Annotated in this window: 19 protein-coding genes; 12 read left to right on the top strand and 7 right to left on the bottom strand. The window is 65.1% G+C overall.

All coding sequences use genetic code 11. From position 1 onward, the window contains the following. The first annotated feature begins 59 nt into the window (after window positions 1-59). Window positions 60-878, top strand: a complete 819-nt coding sequence (locus CK215_RS05765) for a L,D-transpeptidase (protein WP_066997692.1) — start codon at window positions 60-62, stop codon at window positions 876-878. An 11-nt stretch (window positions 879-889) separates the two neighbouring features. Here CK215_RS05765 and CK215_RS05770 read toward each other — a convergent pair whose 3' ends face one another. After that, window positions 890-2,317: a PLP-dependent aminotransferase family protein gene (locus tag CK215_RS05770; RefSeq protein WP_066998149.1), complete on the bottom strand. Its 1,428-nt coding sequence runs from the start codon at window positions 2,315-2,317 to the stop codon at window positions 890-892. A 77-nt stretch (window positions 2,318-2,394) separates the two neighbouring features. Between CK215_RS05770 and CK215_RS05775 the strand changes: the two genes are divergently transcribed. Continuing rightward, window positions 2,395-3,018 carry an FMN-binding negative transcriptional regulator gene (locus tag CK215_RS05775; RefSeq protein WP_095830370.1) on the top strand — a complete coding sequence of 208 codons (624 nt, stop codon included), beginning with the start codon at window positions 2,395-2,397 and terminating at the stop codon, window positions 3,016-3,018. A 34-nt stretch (window positions 3,019-3,052) separates the two neighbouring features. Then, window positions 3,053-3,703, top strand: coding sequence for a LysE family translocator (locus CK215_RS05780; RefSeq protein WP_095827173.1), 651 nt, complete (start codon window positions 3,053-3,055; stop codon window positions 3,701-3,703). Window positions 3,704-3,724: 21 nt separating this feature from the next. Here CK215_RS05780 and CK215_RS05785 read toward each other — a convergent pair whose 3' ends face one another. After that, window positions 3,725-5,248: a helicase HerA-like C-terminal domain-containing protein gene (locus CK215_RS05785; protein WP_095827172.1), complete on the bottom strand. Its 1,524-nt coding sequence runs from the start codon at window positions 5,246-5,248 to the stop codon at window positions 3,725-3,727. Between the two features lie 269 nt (window positions 5,249-5,517). Here CK215_RS05785 and CK215_RS05790 point away from each other — a divergent pair, with 269 nt between their 5' ends. Genes CK215_RS05790 through CK215_RS32390 form a run of 3 tightly spaced genes read left to right on the top strand, consistent with a single transcriptional unit; the run spans window position 5,518 to window position 9,211 of the window. Then, entirely contained in the window at window positions 5,518-6,960 is a 1,443-nt protein-coding gene (locus tag CK215_RS05790; RefSeq protein WP_095827171.1) for a methylmalonyl-CoA mutase family protein, read from the top strand. Then, entirely contained in the window at window positions 6,957-9,080 is a 2,124-nt protein-coding gene (gene scpA, locus CK215_RS05795) for a methylmalonyl-CoA mutase (RefSeq protein ID WP_095830371.1), read from the top strand. The genes CK215_RS05790 and scpA overlap by 4 nt, the downstream gene beginning before the upstream one ends. Before the next feature lie 14 nt (window positions 9,081-9,094). Further along, window positions 9,095-9,211: a hypothetical protein gene (locus CK215_RS32390; RefSeq protein ID WP_348626996.1), complete on the top strand. Its 117-nt coding sequence runs from the start codon at window positions 9,095-9,097 to the stop codon at window positions 9,209-9,211. Between the two features lie 72 nt (window positions 9,212-9,283). Here CK215_RS32390 and greA read toward each other — a convergent pair whose 3' ends face one another. After that, entirely contained in the window at window positions 9,284-9,766 is a 483-nt protein-coding gene (gene greA, locus CK215_RS05805; RefSeq protein WP_066997710.1) for a transcription elongation factor GreA, read from the bottom strand. Between the two features lie 106 nt (window positions 9,767-9,872). Here greA and CK215_RS05810 point away from each other — a divergent pair, with 106 nt between their 5' ends. Continuing rightward, entirely contained in the window at window positions 9,873-11,249 is a 1,377-nt protein-coding gene (locus tag CK215_RS05810) for a TIGR03808 family TAT-translocated repetitive protein (RefSeq protein ID WP_095830590.1), read from the top strand. On the opposite strand, the gene CK215_RS05815 is transcribed toward CK215_RS05810, so the two are convergent. After that, window positions 11,246-12,250 (bottom strand): asparaginase, encoded by a 1,005-nt coding sequence (locus CK215_RS05815; RefSeq protein ID WP_095830372.1) that lies wholly within the window; start codon window positions 12,248-12,250, stop codon window positions 11,246-11,248. The genes CK215_RS05810 and CK215_RS05815 overlap by 4 nt on opposite strands. A 51-nt stretch (window positions 12,251-12,301) precedes the next feature. Continuing rightward, window positions 12,302-13,468 (bottom strand): acetyl-CoA acetyltransferase, encoded by a 1,167-nt coding sequence (locus CK215_RS05820; RefSeq protein ID WP_095830591.1) that lies wholly within the window; start codon window positions 13,466-13,468, stop codon window positions 12,302-12,304. Window positions 13,469-13,656: 188 nt separating this feature from the next. Between CK215_RS05820 and betI the strand changes: the two genes are divergently transcribed. Genes betI through betB form a run of 5 tightly spaced genes read left to right on the top strand, consistent with a single transcriptional unit; the run spans window position 13,657 to window position 19,938 of the window. Then, a complete protein-coding gene (gene betI / locus CK215_RS05825) occupies window positions 13,657-14,247 on the top strand; it encodes a transcriptional regulator BetI (RefSeq protein ID WP_067320854.1) in 591 nt (196 codons plus the stop codon). Continuing rightward, complete coding sequence (betC, locus tag CK215_RS05830; RefSeq protein WP_095830373.1) at window positions 14,244-15,773, top strand: choline-sulfatase; 1,530 nt, start codon at window positions 14,244-14,246, stop codon at window positions 15,771-15,773. Before betI ends, betC begins: the two co-directional genes overlap by 4 nt. Beyond that, window positions 15,770-16,774 (top strand): threonine/serine dehydratase, encoded by a 1,005-nt coding sequence (locus CK215_RS05835; RefSeq protein WP_170950232.1) that lies wholly within the window; start codon window positions 15,770-15,772, stop codon window positions 16,772-16,774. The genes betC and CK215_RS05835 overlap by 4 nt, the downstream gene beginning before the upstream one ends. Next, the gene (gene betA / locus CK215_RS05840) at window positions 16,767-18,419 is read left to right on the top strand and encodes a choline dehydrogenase (RefSeq protein WP_095830375.1); all 1,653 of its coding nucleotides are present in this window, start codon (window positions 16,767-16,769) and stop codon (window positions 18,417-18,419) included. Before CK215_RS05835 ends, betA begins: the two co-directional genes overlap by 8 nt. Window positions 18,420-18,474: 55 nt before the next feature. Continuing rightward, window positions 18,475-19,938, top strand: coding sequence for a betaine-aldehyde dehydrogenase (gene betB / locus CK215_RS05845; RefSeq protein WP_095830376.1), 1,464 nt, complete (start codon window positions 18,475-18,477; stop codon window positions 19,936-19,938). A gap of 90 nt (window positions 19,939-20,028) precedes the next feature. Here betB and CK215_RS05850 read toward each other — a convergent pair whose 3' ends face one another. Both CK215_RS05850 and CK215_RS05855 read right to left on the bottom strand, forming a co-directional pair. Then, complete coding sequence (locus CK215_RS05850) at window positions 20,029-22,266, bottom strand: AGE family epimerase/isomerase (protein WP_095830377.1); 2,238 nt, start codon at window positions 22,264-22,266, stop codon at window positions 20,029-20,031. Window positions 22,267-22,276: 10 nt separating this feature from the next. Next, window positions 22,277-23,797, bottom strand: coding sequence for a phosphomannomutase/phosphoglucomutase (locus CK215_RS05855; RefSeq protein ID WP_095830378.1), 1,521 nt, complete (start codon window positions 23,795-23,797; stop codon window positions 22,277-22,279). Between the last annotated feature and the right edge of the window lie 114 nt (window positions 23,798-23,911).

Raw genomic sequence — 23,911 nt, forward strand, 5'->3', positions numbered from 1 at the left:
GCCGGCGGCCGGCCCGCGGATTCATGCATTCTTGCGATTAAGACCTAGAAAAGGCAACCATGTCAGACGCTTCCTTCCGCATCAGCCGCCGTGGCTTCCTCAATCTCACGGCTCTTGGAGCTGCTTCGGCGGTTTCCGCCTGCTCGACCACCGGTCCTCGCCCGGCAGCCGTGCAGCCGCCACCGCCGGCCTCTGTCGAGCCGCCGCTCGGCGACTACGCCACCATGTATGGGCCGATGTCCGACAACGGCTTCGACCTGCCGGCCATCCCGGTAAACAAGATCGACCACAGATATTTGCGCCAGATCGTTCCCGATCCGACCGGACAGCGCCCGGGCACCATCGTCGTCGATACCACCAACCACTTCCTCTATCTGGTGCGTGAGGGTGGCCAGGCGATCCGCTACGGCGTCGGTCTCGGCCGCGCCGGCTTCGAATGGTCGGGCGATGCGGTCGTGCAATGGAAGCAGAAGTGGCCGAAATGGACGCCGCCGGACGAGATGGTCGCCCGCCAGCCGGAACTGACGGAATACAGCGCCAAGAACGGCGGTATGCCCGGCGGGCTCAAGAACCCGCTCGGGGCGCGTGCGCTCTACCTCTTCAAAGGCAACCAGGACACGCTCTATCGTCTGCACGGGTCGCCGGAATGGTGGTCGATCGGCAAGTCGGTCTCGTCGGGCTGCGTGCGCCTGATCAATCAGGACATCATCGACCTCTATGACCGCGTGCCCAACAAGACGCCGGTCGTGGTCACAGCAGATGTCGGCCAGCCGATGGCCGATATGCCCGAACGCCGGGCCATTCCGATCGACAACGGCGTGCCGGACGACTCTGTCCTGCTGGGGCCGGTGCCGCAGGAGAGCAACGAGGTCTTTTGATCCGGCGTTCGTCAGCGGTGCCTGGCGAGGATGTCCGCCAGCACCGCAACGCCGCGTCGCAACGCCTCCGCGTCGAGACCAGCATATCCCATGATGAAGCCCGTCGTTTCGGGCCGCGGCTCGGCCGGATCATAGAGCGGCGATACCGGATAGAGGCCGATCCCCGCAGCACGTGCGTCGGCGACGATCGCCGGCTCGCATCCAGGATCGATGCCGTTCAACCAGGCCACGAGGTGCAGGCCCGTGTCGGCCCCAGCAACAGTCACCTTTGGCCCGATATGATCGGCCAGCGCCCGCAGCAGGACCTCTCGGCGCTCGGCATTTTTCCTGCGGATGCTGCGGACGTGGCGCTCGTAAGCGCCGCTCGTCAGCAGGTCGGCCAACACATCCTGCTCCAGCATCGGAGCATGCCGGTCGGTCAGGCGCTTTGCCTCGCTGAAGGCCCGACGCAGGCCGGCGGGGACGACGAGATAACCGAGCCGCAAGGTGGGCGAGAGTGTTTTGGACAGCGTGCCGACATAGATGACCGAGCCTGGATCGAGCGTCTGCAGAGGCGGGATGGGGGCTATGTCGTGGCGGTATTCGCCGTCGTAGTCGTCTTCGACGACATAGGCGCCTGATGCCGTGGCCCAGGCCAGGAGGGAATGCCGCCGCGTCGCCGAAAGCACGCCGCCGAGCGGAAACTGGTGCGATGGCGTGACGTAAGCCAGACGGGCCGGCGGCAGCGCATCCGTCCTTATCCCGTCAGCGTCGACCGCAACTGGCACGGCGACGCCGCCCGCAGCCGTGAAGGCATGGCGGGCCAGCAGATAGCCCGGATTCTCGATCACGAACGGATCGCCGGGGTCGAGCAGCAGCCGCGCGCAGAGGTCGAGCCCCTGCTGGGAGCCGTTGACGACGGCGATCTGGTCTGGCGCGCAGCTGATGCCGCGTGCGCGCCAGAGATAGGTTTGCAGGGCGCTGCGAAGAACAAGCGATCCCTGCGGGTCGCCATAGCGCAGCCGCGCGCCGCGCCGCAGAATGGCTTTGTTCGAGGCCCGTCGCCAAGCCAGGACCGGGAAGTCCGCCCCGGACAGGTCGCCATAGCGGAAATCCGCAACCTTGGCCGGCTGCTGTTCCACCGGCGAAGGCAGAGCCAGCAGCCTGCGCGCGAACGTCGAGAGGTTGCGTGGCGAGGCAGCCGCGATGGAAGCCGCCCCTGACGGCCTCTCCAGTCCCGGAGCCACAATGGCACGCGCGCCCTGCCGAATGATCAGATAGCCTTCGGCGTCGAGCTGGTTGTAGGCCGCCGTCACCGTGGTTCGCGACGCGCCCCATTCGGCGGCAAAGGCCCGCGATGACGGCAGCCGATCGCCGGGCCGGTAAACGCCGCTGTGGATCTGCGCCTTGATCGCCGCGATGATCCGGCGCGCCACGCCTTCCTGCTCCAACTGGACCATCGAAAACCTGCAAAACTGGATGTTCCAAGCAAGCCAGCTTTCCTGCATCTTTAAATGCAATGCAAGGAGTTTCCGCCATGTACATTCCGCCCGCCTTCCGCGATGACGACAGGGAGAGCCTCATGGCGACGATCCGCGCGGCACGGCTGGCGACGCTGGTCACCGCCACGGCGGAAGGACCGCAGGCGACGCCATTGCCGCTTTTGCTCAACGAGAGCGAGGGCGAGCATGGCACGATCTACGGCCATGTTGCGAAGGCAAATCCGCAGTGGCGCGCACCGGTTCTGGGCGATGGCCTGGCGATCTTCATGGGGCCCGACGCCTACGTGACGCCGGCCTGGTACCAGACCAAGCAGGAGACCGGAAAGGTAGTGCCGACTTGGAACTACCTCGCCGTTCATGCCTATGGGCCGATCGAATTCTTCGAGGATGCCGACAGGCTGCTCGAGATCGTTACGCGCCTGACCAATCTGCATGAAGGCGGACGCCCCTCGCCTTGGTCCGTATCGGATGCGCCGCCGGATTTCATCCAGGCGCAACTCAAAGGCATTGTCGGCTTGCGCATGCCGATCACGCGGCTCCAAGGCAAGCGCAAGATGAGCCAGAACCGCAACGCGGCCGATCGCGCCGGTGTCGCCACCGGTCTAGCAGCGAGCGACCGGCCTTCGGATCGCGACGTCGCCCGACTCATCCCGTCATGAGATACGATCCAGTCCAATTGCCAGCGAGCCGATCATGCCGGACCTGACACAATTCGCCTTGTACTTCGCCGCGGCGCTGCTGCTCGCCATCACGCCCGGACCGGGCATCTTCTATGTCGCCGCGCGCACCCTGGCCGGAGGCCGCGCTGAAGGCATCGCCTCCAGTTTCGGGACGGGCCTGGGCGGCATGGTTCATGTGCTTGCCGGAAGCCTGGGCGTTTCCGCCCTCGTGCTCGCGAGCGCCGAACTCTTTACGGCGCTGAAGCTGATCGGCGCCGTCTACCTCGTCTGGCTCGGCTTGCGCACCTTCCAGTCCGCCCGCCGCGAGGCAAAGGCAATGCTGGAAGGTGGCGCGCCGACGCCTGCGGTCGGCGCTGGCCGAGCGTTTCGCGAAGGGGTGCTGGTCGAGGCTCTGAACCCGAAGACGGCCGCCTTCTTCCTGGCCTTCATTCCGCAATTCGTGGATCTCGGCGCCGGCCACGTCGCCTTGCAGTTCATGGTGCTCGGCTTCGTGTCGGTGACGCTCAACACGCTGGCCGATATCGTGGTCGCCTTCGCGGCCGGCCGCATCAGCGATGGCGCGGCAGGCCGGTCCGGCATGGTACGTCGGCTCCGGGAGGCGTCCGGCGGCGCGATGATCGCGCTGGGCATCGGCCTTGCCGTAGCCAAGCGCCCTGTCCTCTGATCGCCGCGCCTCAGTTGGGCGCTACCGCCCGCGCGCCAGGCTGCCTAGTATCCCGCGCACGATCGCGCGGCCGACGGAAGAGCCCACCGAACGCACCACCGACTTGATCGCGGCTTCCGCCACTGTCTGACGGTTGGAGGACCGGCGGCCCGACCCTCCCAACACATCGTCGAAGCCCGGAATTGTCCAGCGCGATCCGCCGGTGCCCGCCTGCTGCGCCTGCGCTTCGGCTTCCTGCGCCTCCCTGGTCTTCTTCTGCAGTATCTCGAAGGCCGAGTCGCGATCGACCGCTTGATCGTACTGCCCAGCGACCGGGCTCTCGGCAAGGACCTTGCGGCGCTCGTCGGGTGTGATCGGCCCGAGCCGCGACGACGGCGGACGAATCAATGTGCGCTGGACCATGGCCGGCACGCCCTTGTCCTCCAGCATCGAGACCAGCGCCTCGCCGGTGGCGAGCTGGGTGATCGCGGTGGCGCAGTCGAAATCCGGGTTGGGCCGGAAGGTTTCGGCCGCCGTCCGCACCGCCTGCTGCTCGCGCGGCGTATAGGCGCGCAACGCGTGCTGCACGCGGTTGCCGAGCTGGGCCAAAACCTTTTCCGGAATGTCGAGCGGGTTCTGGGTGACGAAATAGACGCCGACACCCTTGGAGCGGATCAGCCGCACCACCTGCTCGACGCGATCAACCAGCACCTTCGGCGCGTCCTCGAACAAAAGATGCGCCTCGTCGAAAAAGAAGACCAGCTTCGGCCGCTCGAGATCGCCGACCTCGGGCAGTTCCTCAAACAGCTCCGACATCAGCCATAGCAGGAAAGTGGCGTAGAGCCTGGGATTCATCATCAGCTTGTCGGCGGCCAGAACGCTGATCGCGCCGCGGCCGTCGCGGGTGGTGCGCATCAAATCGGCGATGCGCAGCGCCGGCTCGCCGAAGAAGTTCGCGGCGCCCTGCTGCTCAAGCACCAGAAGCGTGCGCTGGATGGCGCCGACGGAAGGCTTGGTGACATTGCCGTAGCGTGCGCTGAGCTCGTCGGCACGCTCGGCGATGTTGGCGAGCAGCGCCTGCAGATCTTTGAGATCAAGCAGCAGCAGGCCCTCTTCGTCAGCGATGCGGAAGGCGATGTTCATGACACCTTCCTGCGCTTCGGTGAGGTTCATCAGCCGCGACAAAAGCAGCGGCCCCATTTCCGAGATGGTGGCACGGATCGGGTGACCCTGCTCGCCGAACAGATCCCAGAAGATGACCGGGTATTCCTGAAACTGATAGGGATCGAGCTTCACCTGCTCTGCACGCTTGACCAGGAAATCCTTGGCCTCGCCCATCATGGCGATGCCGGAAAGGTCGCCCTTGATGTCGGCGCAGAAGACCGGGACGCCGGCATTTGAAAAGCCCTCGGCCAAGACCTGCAGGCTGACCGTCTTGCCGGTGCCTGTGGCGCCGGTAATCAGGCCGTGGCGGTTGCCGTAGCGCAGCAGGAGTTCCTCGGCGCGCTGGTAGGAATCATCAGGCTTGCGGCTGGCGCCGATGAAGATGCTGTTGTGGTCAGCCATATGTCTGGTCTCCGCAATCTCTTCCGCCAAAAAACGCCCGGTCTCATGGAGGATAGTAACGCGATCGGCGGGCGACAATGCCCATCATCAATTTTGGCGCTATTCGAATTTGACGCTGGCATCGAAATCACCTTACTGAGCTTGCGGATTTTGCGCATGTTTGGCAATCGGTTAGCGGCTGCCGGAACAACCGCGACGGATGTCGCATTGTGATATGCGGCGGGGGACCATAGACTGGTGGCTGATGCGGCCGAGAGACGAGGAGTGCGATGGGCGCCGGCGCCTTGACTAGGGATGTCGACCTTCCCAACCCGGACGCCAGGCGCTGGCTGGCGCTGGCGGAAAAAGCGCTTGCCGGCGGCGCTTTCGAAGAGAAGCTTGTTTCGCACACGGATGACGGCATCCGCATCGAGCCGCTCAGCGAGCGTTCGACGACAGCCGAGCCGCTGGTGCGCACCAATCCGAAGTCGCCATGGATCGTCAGCCAGCGCATCGACGATCCCGATCTCGCCCGCGCCAGCGCCCAGGCGCTGCAGGACATCGCCGAGGGCGCGACCGGCCTGTCGCTGGTTTTCGAGGGTGCGCCGAATGCGTTCGGCTACGGGCTGCCGAGAACCGCGGAGGCGCTGGAAACGGTGCTCGACGGCGTGCCGCTCAACCGGGTCCAGGTGCGCATCGATGCGCATCCGTGGAGCCGCGCCGTGGCGGATTGGCTGCTCGCCTTCCTGACCCGGCGCCGCTCCGATCCGGCGAAGCTCAACCTTTCCTTCGGCATCGACCCGGCGGCGATCTTCGCCGGCACCGGACGGCTGCGCACCTCGATCGAGGCGCTGCAGGAGTCAATGCCGCAATCGCTGGCGCATTTCTTCTCGATGGGCGTGCCCGGCGTGCTGCTCGAAGCGGACGGCCGCGTCTTCCACAATGCCGGCGCCACCGAAGCGCAGGAGCTCGGCACGATGATGGCTTCCGCCGTGTCCTATCTCAGGATGTTCGAGAAGGCGCGCCAGCCGCTGGTCTATGCCGCGCCCTATATCGGCTTTGCCCTCAGCGTCGACCAGGACCAGTTCCTGTCGATGGCCAAGGTGCGGGCGTTGCGCAAGCTCTGGGCGCGGATCCAGGAAGCCTGCTCGATCCCGGCCTCGACGGCGAACGTCCACGCCGAGACCTCCTATCGCATGATGGCGATGGCGGATCCGGAAACCAACATCCTGCGCACCGCGATTGCCGCTTTTGCCGCGGCGACCGGCGGCGCTGATTCCGTCTCGATCCTGCCGCATACCATCGCGCATGGACTGCCGGCCGGTTTTGCGCGCCGCGTCGCCCGCAACGCGCAGCTGATCCTGGCGCATGAGAGCCATCTCCATCACGTGGCCGATCCGGCCAGCGGCTCCGGAGCGGTCGAGGCGCTGACCGACGGTCTTTGCGCGGCGGCCTGGGAAGAATTCCAGCGCATCGAGGCCGAGGGCGGCGTGCTCAACAGCCTGCAGCAGGGCTATATCCAGAACCGTGTGCAGACGGCCGCCGCGAAGCGCAATGCCGTCTATCGGGCCGGCGAACGCGGCATCATCGGCACCACCTTGTTCCGCACCGGCAGCGAGCGCCCCGTCGAGACATTGAAAGCCGAACGCCGGCCCGCGCTGACAGAGGGCGTGGCGACCTGCGAGCCGCTGTTTCCAGTTCGCATCGATCAGTCGATCGGAGCCGGCTCATGATCCCGGATTTCAGCCAGATCGGCTGGTCGGCGCCGCGCCGCGCGCCGCTCGAGCTCAAGGGCCAGCGGATGACGCCGGAAGGCATCGCCGTGAAACACCTCTACGCGCAGGGCGACCTCAAGGGCCTGGCTAATCTCGACAGCTATCCGGGCCTGCCGCCCTTCGTGCGCGGCCCCTACCCGACCATGTATGTCCAGCAGCCCTGGACGATCCGGCAATATGCCGGCTTCTCGACGGCGGAGGAATCCAACGCTTTCTACCGGCGCAACCTCGCTGCCGGCCAGAAGGGCCTGTCGGTCGCCTTCGACCTCGCCACCCATCGCGGCTATGACAGCGACCATCCGCGCGTCGCCGGCGATGTCGGCATGGCGGGCGTGGCGATCGATTCCATCCTCGACATGCGCCAGCTGTTCGACGGCATTCCGCTGAACGAGATGACGGTGTCGATGACCATGAACGGCGCCGTGCTGCCGATCATGGCGCTCTATATCGTGGCGGCGGAGGAACAGGGTGTCGCGCAGAAGGACCTTGCCGGGACCATTCAGAACGACATTCTGAAGGAGTTCATGGTCCGCAACACCTACATCTATCCGCCGAAGCCTTCGATGCGGATCGTGTCGGACATCTTCGCCTATACCTCGCGGCACATGCCGAAATTCAATTCGATCTCGATCTCCGGCTATCATATGCAGGAGGCGGGCGCGACGGCCGACCTCGAGCTCGCCTACACGATCGCCGACGGCATCGAATATGCGCGCGCCGGCGTCGCCGCGGGTCTCGACATCGACCGGTTCGCGCCGCGCCTTTCCTTCTTCTGGGCGATCGGCATGAACTTCTTCATGGAGGTCGCCAAGCTCAGGGCCGCGCGGCTGCTCTGGTCGAGCCTGATGAAGAAGAATTTTGCGCCGAAGGACGAGCGCTCGCTGTCGCTGCGCACCCATTGCCAGACGTCGGGCTGGTCGCTGACGGCGCAGGATCCCTACAACAACATCACCCGCACGATGATCGAGGCGATGGCGGCAACGCAGGGACATACCCAGTCGCTGCACACCAATTCCTTCGACGAGGCGATGGCGCTGCCGACCGACCATTCGGCCCGCATTGCCCGCAACACGCAGCTCATCCTGCAAAAGGAATCCGGCACCACGCGCATGATCGACCCGTGGGGCGGCTCGGCCTATGTCGAGCGGCTGACGCATGATCTGGCGGCCCGCGCGCTGGCTCATATCGAGGAGGTCGAAAACCTCGGCGGCATGGCGGCGGCGATCGAGAAAGGCATTCCGAAGCTGCGCATCGAGGAAGCGGCGGCGCGCACCCAGGCACGCATCGATTCCGGCGAGCAGGTGCTGGTCGGCGTCAATGCGCATCGCCCGGAAGCCGATATCGAGGTCGATGTGCTGAAGATCGATAATGCCGAGGTCAAGGCCCGGCAATTGGCGAAGCTGCAGCGGCTCAAAGGCACGCGCGACGTCGCGGCCCTGGAGGATGCGCTAACCGCCCTCACCCGCGCGGCTGAAAGCGGCGAGAACCTGCTCGAATTCGCGATCCGCGCGGCGCGGGCCAATGCGACCGTCGGCGAGATCTCGCTGGCGCTGGAGAAGGTGTTCGGGCGCCATGCAGCCACCGTGCAGACCATCTCCGGCGTCTATCGCGACGCGCTCGGCGACAATCCGGCGGTCGATCGGCTCAAGGAAAAGCTCGAAGCCTTCGAGAAGAAGTTCGGTGCAAAGCCGCGCATCCTGGTCGCCAAGATGGGCCAGGACGGCCATGATCGCGGCCAGAAGGTGATCGCCAGCGCCTTTGCCGATCTCGGCTTCGAGGTCACCGTCGGACCGATGTTCCAGACGCCGGAGGAGATCGCAAAGCTGGCGGTGCAGCATGATGTCGACATCATCGGCGCGTCCTCGCTCGCGGCCGGACATCTGACGCTGATCCCCGAGCTCAAGGAGGCGCTGAGGAAGCTCGGCCATGGCGACATCCTGATCGTCGCCGGCGGCGTCATCCCGCCACAGGACTACGATGCGGTGCTGAAGGCGGGAGCGGCCGAAATCTTCCCGCCGGGCACCGTCATCCCGCAAGCGGCGGACAGGCTGATGGATCGATTGCTGGCGGTTGGATAGCCTACATCTTCGGCATCGCCAGGAACCGTGCCTTTGTGGACGGGAACAAGCGTACGGCGATGGTCGCTGCCGGTGCTGCATCAACGGCTACCACCTTACAGCTGATAACGGCACGATCTACGAATTCGTGATGGATGTCGCGGCAGGTGAAATGAGATCGGAGCCGCGGCGTTTTTCCGCGACTGTACAGTCAAGCTCAAGGTCTAGTTCTCGGCCTTGTCCGACAGCTTGACGATCTCCCACTCCTTGCCGTTGACGGCAACGACCTCGCCGACCTTCTTGCCGAACAGGGCCATCGCCATCGGCGAGACATGGGAGATGCTGCCTTTCGACGGGTTGGCCTCGTCCTCGCCGACGATGCGCCAATGGACCTTCTTGCCGTCGCCGTTTTCCAATGTGACGCCCATGCCGAAGCGGACCACATTGCTGCCGGACTCCGGCACCGAAAGCTCCGCGCTCTCGCGCCGCGCGGTCCAGTAGCGCAGGTCGCGGGACACTATTGCGAGGCGCTCGCGATCGCCGCGTCTTTCGGCCTTGGCCATTTGATCTCGCAATTCGGAGAGATTCTCTTCGATCATCGCGAGTCCCCGCTCCGTTACCAAATTGCGGTGCGGACTGATCGGCCGTTCGCCGACACCGGCAATGGCGTTTTCGCTGTCTTCCTCGCGGGTGAAAGCTCTACTCATAACATGAACTTAAGCTTGGTCAGGCAACTGCACAAGCGGTTTGCCTGCGAGCTGGCCTTGGCACGATTCCTGCGACGGAGCGGTTGAAACGCCAGGACCTGTGCCGATGTTGAACAGACGAACGCTGCTTGCCCGCACCACCGGCCTCGCCGCTGCCGGCCTCTTTGCCGGCAAGGCATCGGCGAAGATGCTGCCCGGCATCGAGAAGGCCACGATGCGCGGCTCGATCAATGCAATCGAAATCGGCTTGCAGCCGGGCGCGCTGGACGACCAGAGCAAGGCCTTCGCCAAGATGCTCGGCGACGCCAGCGACCGCGATGCGCCGGTGTTTCTGCCGCCCGGGACCTATCTTGTCTCCAACCTGAAGCTGCCTGCCCGCGTGCGCCTTTCGGGCGTCCCGGGCGCGACCCGCATCGTCTATGGCGGCAACGGCCACCTGATGATGGCCGACCAGGCCGAACATATCGAGCTCAGCGGGCTGGTGCTGGACGGCAGCAACCGCTGGCTGGCCGACTATACGCAAGGGCTGCTCGATCTGCGCCGCGTCGCGCATCTCGCCATCGACAATTGCCAGGTCACAGGCAGCGGCAAGAACGGGCTGGCGCTGGAACATGTTTCAGGCCGCATCGGGCGCTGCGATGTTTCGGGCGCGGCAGACGCCGGCATCTATTCGGTCGAGGCCGGCGGGCTGGAGATCTCGGGCAATACCGTCTCAGATTGCGCCAATGGCGGCATTCTGGTGCATCGCTGGCAGCAGGCGGAGGACGGCACCATCGTCAGCGGCAACCGCGTTCAGCGCATCGGCGCGAGGAGCGGCGGCACCGGCCAGAACGGCAACGGTATCAACGCCTTCCGCGCCGGCAATGTCATTATCTCCGCCAACGTCGTGTCGGACTGCGCCTTCTCGGCGATCCGCGCCAACAGCTCCAGCAATTTGCAGATCACCGGCAACACCTGCTCGCGCTCGGGCGAGACGGGGATTTATTCGGAATTCTCCTTCGAGGGCGCGATCCTCAGCAACAATCTGGTCGACGGTGCCGCCAACGGCATCTCGATCGTAAACTTCAACGAAGGCGGCCGCATCGCCGTGTGCTCGAACAATATCGTGCGCAACCTCTCGACGGTCGGCCCCTACACCGCCGACCCGCCGGGCTTCGGCGTCGGCATCAGCGCCGAGGCCGAGACCTCCGTCTGCGGCAATGTCGTGGAGAACGCGCCCCTCTACGGCATGCAGCTCGGCTGGGGACCTTATCTGCGCAACGTGGTTGCAACGGGCAACATCATCCGCAAGTCCGGCACGGGCATCGTCGTCAGCGTCGTCGAGGGTTCCGGCAGCGCCGTCATTTCGGACAATATCATCGACGCCGCGCAGAACGGCGCCATCATCGGCCAGCGCTGGGCCAATCCGGTGACGGGCGATCTGGCAAGATCAACCTTTACCGGCTACGCGCATCTGACCGTCGAGCGGAACAAGGTCAGTTAGGCCAGCGCCGCCGTCGGCCGCAGCAAGCCCACCTTGGCGCCGATACGGCTTTCGACCGGCGGATGGGCGAGTTCGGCAAGCTTTGCCGCGAGCGCTTCGTCGCTGCGCAGCAGCTTGGCCAGCACGGCGGCGATCATCACCTCGGAGGCGCGGCTGGCGCCGTCATCGCATTTCAAGGCGATGCCGAGACCGTGCTCGGGCAAGGCCGCGCAATAAACACCCTCGGCGCCGGTCTTGACGAAGATGCGGCCGGGGGCCGCCCGCATCAGCGCGAGGTCCGCCTTACCGGTGCCGGCCACCAGGAACGGTTCGGCCATGCAGGCCGAGAGCAGGCGCTTCGCCGCCTTAGCGCGTTCGGGCGCAAAGCCCCCGCCCGTCGCCATACGCGCAAAGCCCAGCGCAAAGCTCTTCAGCGGCACGGCATAGGTCGGGATCGAGCAGCCGTCGGTGCCGCAATGGTCGACATCATGCGCGGCGCCGGTCACCGATTGCATCGCGTCGCGCACCATCTCCTGCAGCGCATGGCCGGCCTTGACGTAGCCGCCATGGGCAATGCCGGAATAAACGCAGGTACAGAGGAAACCGGCATGCTTGCCGGAGCAATTGTTGTGGAGCGGGTTGGGCGCGCTGCCGGTGCGCGCCAGCGCGATCGTCGCAACGTGGCTCGACGGCCAGTGCGCGCCGCATTCGAGCGCCGTCTTGTCGAGACCGGCCTTGGCGAGCATTGCTTGCGCCAGTTCGACATGCGCCGGCTCGCCTGAGTGCGAGGCGCAGGCCAGCGCCAATTCGCGATCGCCGAAGCCGTAGGCGTCGGCAGCACCGGATTCGAGCAGCGGCAGCGCCTGGATCGCCTTCACCGCCGAGCGCGGAAACACCGGTCGCGCCGTATCGCCGATCTCCCAGACGGGCTTGCCGTCGGCGTCGAAGACAGAAACCGCGCCCCGATGGGCGCTTTCGACCACCGCGCCGCGCGTGACTTCGACCAGAACCGGATTTGCCATGCTGCCTCCCGCACGCGCGCGCCGGCGGCGGCGCTTTGATGCGGGCCGCTTCTACCTGATCCGATCGAGGATGGAAACGTAGTTGGCCACCGCAGCACCGCCCATGTTGAAGATGCCGCCGAGTTTTGCCCCAGGCACCTGAATACCGCCGGCCTCGCCGGTCAACTGCATGGCGGTGAGCACATGCATGGAGACGCCGGTGGCGCCGATCGGATGGCCCTTGGCCTTCAGCCCGCCGGACGGATTGACCGGCAGCCGGCCGTCCTTGGCCGTGACGCCCTCCAGCGCGAGCTTCGCGCCCTCGCCGGGCTTCGCCAGGCCCATCGCCTCGTATTCGATAAGCTCGGCGATGGTGAAGCAGTCATGCGTCTCGACAAAGGAGAGGTCGTCGAGCGTGACGCCGGCCTTCTTCAGCGCCTGTTCCCAGGCCCGCTCGCAGCCCTCGAAGGCAAGGATGTCGCGCTTCGACATCGGCAGGAAATCCTGGACGTGCTCATTGGCGCGGAAGGTCACGGCGCGCCGCATCTTCAGCGCCGTCGCGGTGTCGGTGAGGACGAGCGCCGCAGCGCCATCCGAGACCAGCGAGCAGTCGGTGCGCTTCAGCGGACCGGCGACGAAGGGGTTCTTCTCACTTTCCTGACGGCAGAACTCGTAGCCGAAATCCTTGCGCATTTGGGCATAGGGATTTTCGACGCCGTTTTTGTGGTTCTTGGCGGCAATCATGGCGAGCGCATCCGACTGGTCGCCATAGCGCTGAAAATAGGCCTGAGCGATCTTGCCGAAGACGCCGGCAAAGCCGGCCGGCGTTTCGCCATCCTCGGGCAGATAGGAGGCTTTCAGCAGGTTTTTGCCGATCTCGGGCCCAGGTGTGGTGGTCATCTGCTCGGCGCCGACCACCAATACGACGCGGGCGGCGCTGGAATCGATGGCGCGGACGCCTTGTCTCACCGCAGCCGAACCGGTGGCGCAGGCATTCTCCACGCGCGTCGCCGGCTTGAAGCGCAGCCGGTCGTCGGCCTGCAGCACCAGGCTCGCGGTGAAATCCTGCGGTGAGAAGCCGGCGTTGAAATGGCCGAGCACGATCTCGTCGACATCGTCAGGGCCGATGCCGGCATGATCGAGCGCGTCCACGGCGACCTTGGTGATCAAGCTCTCCAGGGTCTCGCCTTCGAGCTTGCCGAAACGCGAATGCGCCCAGCCGACGATGCATGCGGTCATGACAGCCTCCATCTGCCGCGCAGCCTAGCACGTCCGATCGCGGCATGACATTCAATATTGTTCAATAGTGAACCGTTTTCCAGTCCAAGGGATGGGGCCAGAGCGATACGATCGATTGATCCGATGGCGATTTTTTATTGATTGATGCGTCAATAAAAAATAATCTCGCTTCGAACCGGACCCCTCGCATGCCGAAAATCGGAATGGAACCGCTGCGCCGCAAGGCGCTGATCGACGCGACGATCTCGGCAATCGGCGAGCGCGGTTCGCTGGACGTCACCATGTCGGAGATCGCCGGCCGCGCCGGCGTGTCGTCGGCGCTCGCCCATCACTATTTCGGCGCCAAGGACGAGCTGCTCTTCGCCACGATGCGGCACATCCTTGCCGAGCTCAACATCGATACAAGACGAGCGCTTCGCGTCGCCGCGACACCGCGCCAGCGCGTCTCGGCCGTCGTTGCGGTCAGTTTCTCCGACGAGCAGTTCCAGCCGGAGATCATCGCGGCCTGGCTCGCCTTCTATGTCGAGGCGCAGAAATCGACCGAGTTGCGGCGGCTGCTTCGTATCTATGCGCGGCGGCTCAATTCCAACCTGATGAGCGGGCTGACCGGCATTCTGCCGAGGGCCGAAGCGGACCGCGCTGCGGAAGCGACGGCGGCGCTGATCGACGGACTCTACATTCGGCGCGCGCTGAAGGACGGCGTGCCCGATGCGCAGACAGCGATCGCGCTCGTCGAAGATTATCTCGAAACCAAGCTCAGCGGACGGAGCCTGCCTTGACCACCGAACGACCCAATTTCCTGATCGTCATGGTCGATCAGCTCAACGGCACGCTCTTCCCCGACGGCCCGGCGGATTTCCTGCACGTGCCGCATCTCAAGGCGCTCGCCGCTCGCTCGGCGCGTTTCGCCAACAACTACACCGCCTCGCCGCTTTGCGCGCCCGGCCGGGCCTCGTTCATGAGCGGCCAGCTGCCGTCGCGCACCGGGGTCTATGACAACGCCGCCGAATTCTCCTCCTCGATCCCGACCTTCGCGCATCATCTGCGCTCCGCCGGCTATTACACCTGCCTGTCCGGCAAGATGCATTTCGTCGGACCGGACCAGTTGCACGGCTTCGAGGAGCGGCTGACCACCGATATCTATCCGGCCGATTTCGGCTGGACGCCGGATTACCGCAAGCCCGGCGAGCGCATCGACTGGTGGTATCACAATCTCGGCTCGGTCACCGGCGCCGGCGTTGCCGAGACCACCAACCAGATGGAGTATGACGACGAGGTGGTGTTTCTGGCCGAGCAAAAGCTGTACCAGCTTTCGCGCGAGCAGGACGATGCGGGACATCGGCCCTGGTGCCTTACCGTTTCGCTATCGCACCCGCACGATCCCTATGTCGCGCGCAGGCAGTACTGGGATCTTTACGAGAACTGCCAGGCGCTCGATCCCGAAATGCCGTTCATCCCGCATGACGAACAGGACACGCATTCGCAGCGTCTTTACCGGGCAAGCGACTATCAGTCCTTCGAAATCACGCCCGAGCAGGTGCGCCGTTCCCGGCGCGGCTATTTCGCCAACATTTCCTATGTCGACGATAAGCTCGGCGAGCTTCTGGACGTCCACAAGCGCACCCGCATGCTTGACGACACCATCATCCTGTTCTGCTCGGATCACGGCGACATGCTGGGCGAGCGCGGCCTGTGGTTCAAAATGAGCTTCTTCGAGGGCTCGGCGCGCGTGCCGCTGATGATCGCCGGCAACGGCGTGCCAGCCGGCCTCATCGAGGCGCCCGTCTCCAATCTCGACGTGACGCCGACGCTCTGTGACCTCGCCGGCATTGATATCGCTGCAATCGCGCCGTGGACCGACGGCCAGTCGCTGCTGCCGCTGCTCGGCGGCAAGCCGCGCACCGCACCCGTTCTCATGGAATATGCCGCCGAAGGATCCTATGCGCCGCTGGCCGCGATCCGCGACGGCAAATACAAATTCGTCCATTGCGAGCTCGACGCGCCGCAGCTGTTCGACCTGGAGGCCGACCCGCTCGAACGGAACAACCTCGCTGACGAGCCGGCGAACGCTGCCCTGGTGGCGGCGTTCATGGAAAAGGTCCGGGCGCGATGGGACATGGCCGCATTCGATGCCGCGGTGCGCGAAAGCCAGGCGCGCCGCTGGGTCGTCTACCCGGCCCTGCGCAACGGCGCCTATTACCCCTGGGATTTCCAGCCGCTGCAGAAAGCCTCGGAGCGCTACATGCGCAATCACATGAATCTCGACAACCTCGAAGAGAGCAAACGGTATCCGCGAGGCGAATGATGGAAGACGTTCTGGTTCCCACCCTCGACCGCCTGAAGCAGGCCTATGCGGTGACCTCGACGGCGACGCAAGTCACGCCGCTGTTGGACTCGGCCGCACTTGCCCGGGAAGCCGGCGCCGCGCGGGTGTTCGTCAAGCCGGAATCGCTGCAATGGGCGGGGTCCTTCAAGGTGCGCGGCGCCTATTGGCGCCTTAAGCGGCTGTCACCGGACGAAGCGAGGAAGGGCGTGGTCGCCTATTCCTCCGGCAATTTCGCGCAAGGGCTTGCGGCTGCCGGCCAGGCGCTCGGCATTCCCGTCACCATCGTCATGCCGATCGACGCGCCTGCCGCCAAGCGCGACGCGACCGCCGGCTATGGCGCGCGCGTGGTGCTAACCGATCATGGCGAGCGTGCCCGCGAGGAAGTCGCCGCCGCCAAGGCGCGCGAGATCGCCGAGACCGAGCAGCTCACCTTGCTGCATCCCTTCGACGATCCCGAGATCGTCGCCGGCCAGGCAGGGGCCGGGCTGGAAGCGCTCGACCAGTTGGCGGCGAAGAAAGCCCACGCCGATCTGGTGTTCTGCTCGGTCGGCGGCGGCGGGCTGATCGGCGGCGTTTCGCTCGCCTTCCATTATCTGTCGCCGAACACCGAGATCATCGCCGTCGAGCCGGAAGGCTTCAACGGCATGGGCTCGTCGCTGGCGCATGGCGCGATCGAGACGATGCCGATCGGGCCGAGATCGATCTGCGACGGGCTGATGGCGCGCAAGCCAGGCGAGGCGCCCTTCGCGGCGGTGAGTGCTGCCGGGGTTCGCGGCGTCACCGTCGAGGATGCCGCGGTGAGGGGTGCAATGAAGATCGCGTTCGAGCGGCTGAAGCTGGTGCTGGAGCCTTCGGGCGCGGCCTCGCTTGCCGCGCTGCTCGGCGGCAAGGTGGATGTGGCGGGCAAAACCGTCCTTGTGGTGGCTACCGGCGGCAATGTCTCGCTCGCCGACTTTATGGCGCATATGAACAATGCTTGAAGCGGATTTCGTCATCATCGGATCCGGCTCCGCCGGCTCGGCCATGGCCTACCGGCTGTCGGAAGACGGCAAGCATTCGGTGATCGTCATCGAGTTCGGCGGCACCGATATGGGGCCGCTGATCCAGATGCCGTCGGCGTTGTCGATCCCGCTCAACATGAGCCTTTACGACTGGGGCTTCGCCAGCGAGCCGGAGCCGCATCTCGGCGGCCGCGTGCTCGCCACCCCGCGCGGCAAGGTGATCGGCGGTTCGTCCTCCATCAACGGGATGGTCTATGTTCGCGGCCATGCGCGCGACTTCGACCATTGGGCCGAACAGGGTGCTGCCGGATGGGGCTTCGCCGACGTGCTTCCCTATTTCAAGCGCATGGAGGATTCCGACGGCGGCGAGGACGGCTGGCGCGGTCAGGGCGGCCCGCTGCATGTGCAGCGCGGCACGCGCAAGAACCCGCTTTACGGCGCCTTCCTCGAGGCGGGCCGGCAGGCCGGCTTCGAGCTCACCGACGACTATAACGGATCGAAGCAGGAAGGCTTCGGGCCGATGGAGCAGACCATCTGGCGCGGCCGCCGCTGGTCCGCGGCCAATGCCTATCTGAAGCCGGCGCTCAAACGAAAAAATGTTAGCCTGCTCAAAGGTTTCGCGCGGCGCGTGGTGATCGAGAATCAACGTGCCGTCGGCGTCGAGATCGAAGCTCACAAACAGATTCAGGTCGTTAAGGCGCGACGTGAGGTGATTGTGGCGGCGTCGTCGATCAATTCGCCGAAGATCCTTATGCTGTCCGGCATCGGTCCGGGCGCACATCTGCAGGAAAACGGCATAGAGGTCATTGCCGACCGGCAGGGTGTCGGCCGCAATCTGCAGGACCATCTGGAGCTTTATATCCAGCAGGAAGCGACCAGACCGATCACGCTGAATTCGGTGCTCAACCCGTTCTCCAAGGCAATGATCGGCGCGCAGTGGCTGTTCTTCAAGACCGGCCTCGGCGCCACCAACCATTTCGAGGCGGCGGCCTTCGTGCGTTCGCAGGCCGGTGTAGACTACCCCGATATCCAGTATCACTTCATCCCAGCAGCGGTGCGCTATGACGGCAAGGCGGCGGCGAAGTCGCATGGCTTCCAGGCGCATGTCGGGCCGATGCGGTCGAAGTCGCGCGGCTCGGTGAGCCTGCGCTCGCCCGATCCGAAAGCGAAACCGGTGATCCGCTTCAATTACATGTCGCATCCCGACGACTGGAGCGAGTTCCGCCACTGCATCCGGCTGACGCGCGAGATTTTTGGCCAGAAGGCCTTCGACGGCTTCCGCGGCAAGGAGATTTCGCCGGGCGCCCATGTGCGGACCGACGACGAGCTCGACGCCTTCATCCGCGATCACGCCGAGAGCGCCTATCACCCTTGCGGCACCTGCAGGATGGGCCGCGCCGACGACCTGACCAGCGTCGTCGATCCGGAATGCCGGGTGATCGGCGTCGAGGGGCTGCGCGTTGCCGATTCCTCGATCTTCCCGCGGGTGACCAACGGCAACCTGAACGCGCCGTCGATCATGACCGGCGAGAAGGCGTCCGACCACATCCTTGGCCGCACGCCGCTCGCGCCATCCAACCAGGAACCCTGGATCAATCCGCGCTGGCAGGTGGCAGACAGATAGCGCATGATCCGGCGGGCGCCCTCCCCCGCCCCGGCGATTACGAACGGAGAAGACCATGCGCGCCCAGCCAACGGCATCGCACTACGTCAACGGCCGCTACATCGAGGACGAAGGCGGCGCGCCACTGCCGGTGATCTATCCGGCGACGGGCGAGACCATCGCCACGCTGCATTCGGCGACGCCGAACGTGCTGGAGTTGGCGATCGAGGCCGCGCGCGCGGCGCAGCCGGCCTGGGCACGGATGAAGCCGGTCGAGCGCGGCCGCGTCCTGCGCCGCGCCGCTGATATCCTGCGCGCCCGCAATGCCGACCTGGCGCGCATCGAGACGCTGGACACCGGCAAGGCGATCCAGGAGACGCTGGTGGCGGACGCGCCTTCGGCTGCCGATTGCCTCGAATATTTCGCCGGCGCAGTGGCGGCCTTCAACGGCGAGATGATCGATCTCGGCGGACCGTTTGCTTACACAAGACGCGAGCCGCTTGGTGTGTGCGTCGGCATCGGCGCCTGGAACTATCCGATCCAGATCGCCGGCTGGAAGTCGGCGCCGGCTTTAGCCATGGGCAACGCCATGGTGTTCAAGCCGTCGGAGAACACGCCGCTCTCGGCACTAGCGCTGGCCGAGATCTACAGCGAGGCGGGCCTGCCCGACGGGCTGTTCAACGTCGTGCAGGGCTATGGCGATGTCGGCGCCGGCCTCGTCGGCCATGATGTCGTGGCCAAGGTCTCGGTGACCGGCTCGGTGCCGACCGGCCGCAAGGTGCTGTCGCTTGCCGGTTCGAAAATGAAGCACGCCACAATGGAGCTCGGCGGCAAGTCGCCGCTGATCGTCTTCGACGATGCCGATCTCGAAAACGCCATCGGCGGCGCCATGCTCGGCAATTTCTATTCGACCGGCCAGATCTGCTCCAACGGCACGCGCGTCTTCGTGCAGAAGGGCCTGCATGACCGCTTCGTCGAGCGGCTGACCGAGCGCACCAAAAAAATCCGCATCGGCGATCCGCTCGATCCGGAAACGCAAATGGGGCCGCTGGTCAACAAGGCGCAGCAGGAAAAGGTTGTTTCCTACATCGCCGCCGGCAGAGAGGAGGGTGCGACGCTTGCCTGCGGCGGCAACGTGCCGTCGCTGCAGGGCTTCGAAGGTGGCTTCTTCATCGAACCCACCGTGTTCACCGGCGTGACCGATGGCATGCGTATCGCGCGCGAGGAAATCTTCGGACCGGTGATGAGCGTGCTGAAATTCGACAGCGAGGACGAGGTGATCGAACGCGCCAACAATACCGAATTCGGCCTCGCTGCAGGCGTCTTCACCCGCGACCTGGCACGCGCCCATCAGGTGATCGCCGAGCTGCAGGCAGGCACCTGCTGGATCAACGCCTACAATCTGACGCCGGTGGAAATGCCCTTCGGCGGCGTCAAGCAGTCCGGCATCGGCCGCGAGAACTCGCTGGCGGCGCTGGCGCACTATTCGCAGCTGAAGGCGGTCTATGTCGAGACGGGGGATGTGGCGAGCCCGTATTGACTTGGCGATTGGCCAAAAGCCCGCAGTGACAGCAATCTCCTCTGCAAGGGTGAGAGATTGGCAGCTTCTGCGTTGCCGCCAGTTGCCCCCTCACCCCTTCTCGGCCGTCCCGTCCAGATACTGCGTCAGCGCGCAAACCAGATGGTAGAAGATGCTGGCTGGCACGTCGCTCGCCAATGACCGGCCGCGCTCATCGATTCGGTCAATCCAGAGGCCGAGCGGCGCCGGGTCGATGTGCCAGCGGAACAGGTGGCCGACGCGCGCCTCGATCTCCGGCTTGAGGTCCGGCCCACCCGAGCCGTCGAGCGCGATCGCAGCCTTGATCGCCTCGGCCTGCGGCCAGCTGCGCGAGACCGTGTCGAGCGGAAGGCCCTGGCGCGAGACGGCGCCATAGGCAAGGCCGGTGGCGCGGTTGAGGCCGTTGGCGACAGCCGAGGCATAGAGCTTGCGGGCGAAGCCGGTGAGTTCGGCCTGGCCGCTGCGGGCGGCGAAATCGACGAGCAGCGAGGCCCATTCGAAATGGTGGCCGGGTTCGGTCCATGTTCCTTTCTCGCCCGCCACGGGCTTCCAGCCGTCGTCGAAATACTCGCCCAGCGTCCAGCTTTCGGCATCGAAGAAATGACTGCGGAAGAGATCTATGACGCGCGCCGCGCGGCGCAGGTAGGCGCGCTCGCCAGTGGCTCTGTGCCAAGCGAGAAAGGCTTCGAGCAGATGCATGTGCGGGTTGGAGCGACGCTCGCCCTCGCCGTCGGAGGTTTCGAGGAAACCTGTCATGCGGCTGTCCTCGAGATGAGCATCGAGGAAAGCAAAGGTTTCCTCGGCGAGCCGCAACGCATCGGGATGACCCGACATATGCGCGTGCGCCAGCGCCAACAGCACGCAGGAATGGTCGTAGGCATCCTCGACCGGATCGGCGACCGAGCCGTCGATATTGAGCGTGCGCACCCAGCCGCCTTTGTCGGTGCGGCCCCGGCCTGCCATGAAGTCAAGGCCATGAGCGATCAGCCGATCCGCCGGTCCATCCCAGCCGCGCTCCTTGGCGACGGCGAAGGCATAGATCTGACGCGCCTGGGTGCGCATGCGTTTCGGCTTCATCAACGGCGCGGCGTCGAAGCCCAGCGCCTCGTGGAAGCCGCCATGGCGCTCATCGACGCCTGACCTCGACCACAGCGGCAGCGTCTCCTCGAACAGCCAGTGCCGAACGCGGCGCCGCCAGGCGCCGCTCTCGATGACGCGGTCATGCGCCGGCGTGAACCTCGTCTCCAGCCGGCCGGATTTCTCCAGTTGCTCGACGATCTTCTTGACGTGCTGGCTGTGGCTGACCGGCGCCACGAAGGTGGCGTCTGCCGTCGAGACGATGGCCACGTCCTTCATGCCGATGGCCGACAGCAGCCGGCCGTCGCCGCGGATGTAGGAGTTCTCGCAATCGATGGCGACGACATCGCCGAGGATGACGTTACCGTGGCTGTCGGACGGGCCTACATCGAGCAGCGACTGCCACGAACCGAGATCGTTCCAGCGGAATCCGGCCGCCACCATGGCGATGTCCTTGGCCCGCTCCATGATAGCGTAGTCGATCGAGGTCGACGGGATCGCCGAGTAAAGTTCCAGCGGCATGTAGAGCCCGGAAAGATCGTTGGTCGCCGCGTGATACGCGGCTTCCGTCGCCTGCCAGATCCTGGGCTCGAACGCGGCGAAGGCAGCGCGCATGGCGCCGGCGCGAAACAGGAAAATGCCGGTATTCCAGTAGAAACTGCCGGCGTCGAGATAAGCCCGCGCGGTGGCGAGGTCGGGCTTCTCGACGAAGCGAGAGACGTCGAACACGCCGTCGCGGTCGGCCGCGACCTCGATATAGCCATAGCCGGTTTCGGGCTGCGTCGGCTTGATCCCGAACACCACCAGGCGACCGGCTCTCGCCGCCGCAGCACCCGCTTCAACGCTCTGCCAGAACTGGCGCGCGGTGGAGATTTCGTGGTCGGAGGGCACCACGAGAACAAGCTCGTCGCCAAATTCGGAGAGGGTGCGCAGGCTGGCAAGCGCCACGGCAGCGGCGGTGTTGCGCCCGGTGGGCTCGAACAGCGGCCCGCCGCCGGCGAGATCAATGCCGGCAAGATCGGCATGGACGCGCTCGGCATGGCGCTCCGATGTGATGAGAAAGATCGGTGTCTGCCCTTCAGGCCGCGCGGCCAGCCGGCGCAAGGTCTTGGCCAGCATCGAGCCGTCGCCGGAAAGGTCGTGGAATTGCTTGGGATTGTCCTCGCGCGACAGGGGCCATAACCGCGAGCCGACGCCGCCGCTCATGACGAAACTGACGATGCGCTGGCTCATGGCTGCCCTGTCAGAAGGTCTGGTTGTAGGCGCCGACTTCGGGACTGCGGCGCAGCACGGCGTCGACGGCTTCGAACATCTGCCGGCGCCGCTCGGACGATACCGGGCTCTCGACCACCACGACAAGCTCGGGCTTGTTCGAGGAGGCGCGCACCAGGCCCCAGGTGCCGTCCTCCGCAACGACGCGCACGCCGTTGACGGTGATGAGCTTTACGATCTTCTGGCCGGCAAAGTCAGCACCTTCGCGGTGCATCGTCTGAAAATCCGCCACGACGCGGTCGACCACGCCGTACTTCACCTCGTCGGGACAGTGCGATGACATGGTCGGCGTACCGTAGGTCAGCGGCAACGCGCGGCAGAGATCGGCCATCGAGCTCCGCGGATTGCGGTCGAGCATCTGGCAGACGACGATCGCAGTGATCAGCCCATCGTCATAGCCGCGGCCGATAGGCGGGTTGAAGAAGAAATGCCCGGATTTCTCGAAGCCGGCGACGGCACCGAGCCCGGCAACGCGGCGCTTGATGTAGGAATGGCCAGTTTTCCAATAGTCAGTTGTGGCGCCGTTCGCCCTGAGCACATGATCGGTAGCGAAAAGCCCCGTCGACTTGACGTCGACGACGAAGGCCGAGCCCGGATGGAACGATGAAATATCGCGCGCGAGCATAAGCCCGACCTTGTCGGCGAAGATCTCGTTGCCCTCGTTGTCGACGACGCCGCAGCGGTCGCCGTCGCCATCGAAGCCCAGTCCGACATCTGCGCCCGTCTCCAGCACCTTCTCGCTGATGGCACGCAGCATCTGCATGTCCTCGGGATTGGGATTGTAGCGCGGGAACGCATGGTCGAGCTCGACGTCGAGCGGGATCACCTCGCAGCCGACACGCGCCAGCGCTTCCGGCGCGAAGGCGCCGGCCGTGCCGTTGCCGCAGGCGCAAACGACCTTGAGCTTTTTCGAGATGTGTTTGCCCTTGGTAAGATCATCGAAATAGAACTCTCGGAAACCGGAGATGAACTCGTAGGCACCGCCGCCGCGGAGGTCGAAGTCGGCTTCGAGCACGATCTTCTTCAACGCGCTCATCTCTTCCGGACCGAAGGTGAGCGGCCGCGCCGCCCCCATCTTGACGCCGGTCCAGCCATTCTCGTTATGCGAGGCGGTGACCATGGCGACCGAGGGTGTATCGAGCGCGAACTGCGCGAAATAGGCCATGGGGGACAAAGCCAGGCCGATATCCTTCACCCGGGCGCCCGCCGCCATCAGGCCGGAGACCAGCGCCAGCTTGATCGACAGCGAATAGGAGCGGAAATCATGGCCGGTGACGATATCCGGCCCAACGCCCAAGCGCCGGATCAGCGTGCCCAGACCCATGCCGAGCGCCTGGACGCCGATCAAATTGAGCTCCGGCGCCTTGGTCGAGCCGGGATGGCCGACCCACCAGCGCGCGTCGTACTCGCGAAAGCCCGACGCCTTGATCAGCGCCGAGGTCTCGAATTCGAAGCTGTTGGGCCGGGCTTCGCCAACAATCGTGAAGGTCAATGGTCGAAACTCCAGAGAGCCGGAATGCCGATCTGTAAAGGGCGCGGCTTATCACGTAAGCCTTTAAGCCGGTCTTTATCCGACGGCTAAATCGCATGCCATCCGGGCAAGCTG

The organism is Mesorhizobium sp. WSM3864 (assembly GCF_002294955.1).
Lineage (GTDB): Bacteria > Pseudomonadota > Alphaproteobacteria > Rhizobiales > Rhizobiaceae > Mesorhizobium.

Coding starts and splice junctions, on each gene's coding strand:
- betB (WP_095830376.1), top strand. CDS start 18,475: ATGCGCGCCCAGCCAACGGCATCGCACTACGTCAACGGCCGCTACATC.
- CK215_RS05790 (WP_095827171.1), top strand. CDS start 5,518: ATGGGCGCCGGCGCCTTGACTAGGGATGTCGACCTTCCCAACCCGGAC.
- betI (WP_067320854.1), top strand. CDS start 13,657: ATGCCGAAAATCGGAATGGAACCGCTGCGCCGCAAGGCGCTGATCGAC.
- CK215_RS05835 (WP_170950232.1), top strand. CDS start 15,770: ATGATGGAAGACGTTCTGGTTCCCACCCTCGACCGCCTGAAGCAGGCC.
- CK215_RS05810 (WP_095830590.1), top strand. CDS start 9,873: ATGTTGAACAGACGAACGCTGCTTGCCCGCACCACCGGCCTCGCCGCT.
- CK215_RS05775 (WP_095830370.1), top strand. CDS start 2,395: ATGTACATTCCGCCCGCCTTCCGCGATGACGACAGGGAGAGCCTCATG.
- CK215_RS05765 (WP_066997692.1), top strand. CDS start 60: ATGTCAGACGCTTCCTTCCGCATCAGCCGCCGTGGCTTCCTCAATCTC.
- greA (WP_066997710.1), bottom strand. CDS start 9,766: ATGAGTAGAGCTTTCACCCGCGAGGAAGACAGCGAAAACGCCATTGCC.
- CK215_RS05780 (WP_095827173.1), top strand. CDS start 3,053: ATGCCGGACCTGACACAATTCGCCTTGTACTTCGCCGCGGCGCTGCTG.
- CK215_RS05850 (WP_095830377.1), bottom strand. CDS start 22,266: ATGAGCCAGCGCATCGTCAGTTTCGTCATGAGCGGCGGCGTCGGCTCG.
- betA (WP_095830375.1), top strand. CDS start 16,767: ATGCTTGAAGCGGATTTCGTCATCATCGGATCCGGCTCCGCCGGCTCG.
- CK215_RS05770 (WP_066998149.1), bottom strand. CDS start 2,317: ATGGTCCAGTTGGAGCAGGAAGGCGTGGCGCGCCGGATCATCGCGGCG.
- scpA (WP_095830371.1), top strand. CDS start 6,957: ATGATCCCGGATTTCAGCCAGATCGGCTGGTCGGCGCCGCGCCGCGCG.
- CK215_RS05815 (WP_095830372.1), bottom strand. CDS start 12,250: ATGGCAAATCCGGTTCTGGTCGAAGTCACGCGCGGCGCGGTGGTCGAA.
- CK215_RS05820 (WP_095830591.1), bottom strand. CDS start 13,468: ATGACCGCATGCATCGTCGGCTGGGCGCATTCGCGTTTCGGCAAGCTC.
- CK215_RS05785 (WP_095827172.1), bottom strand. CDS start 5,248: ATGGCTGACCACAACAGCATCTTCATCGGCGCCAGCCGCAAGCCTGAT.